Consider the following 2,388-nt stretch of genomic DNA (forward strand, 5'->3'; position numbering starts at 1 on the left):
GAGTAGCATGCTCAAGACCCGAAGCGGAGTGATCTAGCCATGGGCAGGTTGAAGCGGAGGTAAGACTTCGTGGAGGACCGAACCCACCAGGGTTGAAAACCTGGGGGATGACCTGTGGTTAGGGGTGAAAGGCCAATCAAACTCCGTGATAGCTGGTTCTCCCCGAAATGCATTTAGGTGCAGCGTCGTGTGTTTCTTGCCGGAGGTAGAGCACTGGATAGGCGATGGGCCCTACCGGGTTACTGACCTTAGCCAAACTCCGAATGCCGGTAAGTGAGAGCGCGGCAGTGAGACTGTGGGGGATAAGCTCCATGGTCGAGAGGGAAACAGCCCAGAGCATCGACTAAGGCCCCTAAGCGTGTGCTAAGTGGGAAAGGATGTGGAGTCGCAGAGACAACCAGGAGGTTGGCTTAGAAGCAGCCACCCTTGAAAGAGTGCGTAATAGCTCACTGGTCAAGTGATTCCGCGCCGACAATGTAGCGGGGCTCAAGTACACCGCCGAAGTCGTGTCAATCCAGCATTAACTTCCAACGAAGGCTGGGTTGGGTAGGGGAGCGTCGTGTGCCGGGTGAAGCAGCCGTGGAAACGAGTTGTGGACGGTTCACGAGTGAGAATGCAGGCATGAGTAGCGATACAAGAGTGGGAAACTCTTGCGCCGATTGACTAAGGGTTCCTGGGTCAAGCTGATCTGCCCAGGGTAAGTCGGGACCTAAGGCGAGGCCGACAGGCGTAGTCGATGGACAACCGGTTGATATTCCGGTACCCGCTTTGAAGCGCCCAATACTGAATCAGGCGATGCTAAGTCCGTGAAGCCGCCCTGATCTCTTCGGAGTTGAGGGGAGTGGTGGAGCCGATGATCCAGACTTGTAGTAGGTAAGCGATGGGGTGACGCAGGAAGGTAGTCCAGCCCGGGCGGTGGTTGTCCCGGGGTAAGGGTGTAGGCCGTGTGGTAGGTAAATCCGTCACACGTTAAGGCTGAGACCTGATGCCGAGCCGATTGTGGTGAAGTGGATGATCCTATGCTGTCGAGAAAAGCCTCTAGTGAGTTTCAAGGCGGCCCGTACCCTAAACCGACTCAGGTGGTCAGGTAGAGAATACCGAGGCGTTCGGGTGAACTATGGTTAAGGAACTCGGCAAAATGCCCCCGTAACTTCGGGAGAAGGGGGGCCATTTCCGGTGATGGCATTTACTGTCTGAGCTGGGGGTGGCCGCAGAGACCAGCGAGAAGCGACTGTTTACTAAAAACACAGGTCCGTGCGAAGCCGTAAGGCGATGTATACGGACTGACGCCTGCCCGGTGCTGGAACGTTAAGGGGACCGGTTAGCTCCATTTCGGTGGGGCGAAGCTGAGAACTTAAGCGCCAGTAAACGGCGGTGGTAACTATAACCATCCTAAGGTAGCGAAATTCCTTGTCGGGTAAGTTCCGACCTGCACGAATGGCGTAACGACTTCTCGACTGTCTCAACCATAGGCCCGGTGAAATTGCATTACGAGTAAAGATGCTCGTTTCGCGCAGCAGGACGGAAAGACCCCGGGACCTTTACTATAGCTTGATATTGGTGTTCGGTTCGGCTTGTGTAGGATAGGTGGGAGACTGTGAAGCGCCAACGCCAGTTGGTGTGGAGTCGTTGTTGAAATACCACTCTGGTCGTGCTGGATGTCTAACCTCGGTCCGTGATCCGGATCAGGGACAGTGTCTGGTGGGTAGTTTAACTGGGGCGGTTGCCTCCCAAAGGGTAACGGAGGCGCCCAAAGGTTCCCTCAGCCTGGTTGGTAATCAGGTGTTGAGTGTAAGTGCACAAGGGAGCTTGACTGTGAGACTGACGGGTCGAGCAGGTACGAAAGTAGGGACTAGTGATCCGGCGGTGGCTTGTGGAAGCGCCGTCGCTCAACGGATAAAAGGTACCCCGGGGATAACAGGCTGATCTTCCCCAAGAGTCCATATCGACGGGATGGTTTGGCACCTCGATGTCGGCTCGTCGCATCCTGGGGCTGGAGTCGGTCCCAAGGGTTGGGCTGTTCGCCCATTAAAGCGGTACGCGAGCTGGGTTTAGAACGTCGTGAGACAGTTCGGTCCCTATCCGCTGTGCGCGTAGGAGTCTTGAGAAGGGCTGTCCCTAGTACGAGAGGACCGGGACGGACGGACCTCTGGTGTGCCAGTTGTTCTGCCAAGGGCATGGCTGGTTGGCTACGTTCGGAAAGGATAACCGCTGAAAGCATCTAAGCGGGAAGCCTGCTTCGAGATGAGGGCTCCCTCCCACTTGATGGGGTAAGGCTCCCAGTAGACGACTGGGTTGATAGGCCAGATATGGAAGCATCGTAAGGTGTGGAGTTGACTGGTACTAATAGGCCGAGGGCTTGTCCTCAGTTGCTCGCGTCCACTGTGT

General features: G+C 55.9%; 1 rRNA gene. It reads left to right on the top strand.

Annotated elements, in window-relative coordinates:
• Positions 1 to 2,367, top strand: a 23S ribosomal RNA gene (locus tag ACIQE0_RS38710); the annotation flags it as partial.
• Positions 2,368 to 2,388: the final 21 nt, after the last annotated feature.

The sequence above is a fragment of the Streptomyces sp. NPDC093097 genome (genome assembly GCF_044754325.1).
In the GTDB taxonomy this organism is placed as follows: Bacteria; Actinomycetota; Actinomycetes; order Streptomycetales; family Streptomycetaceae; genus Streptomyces.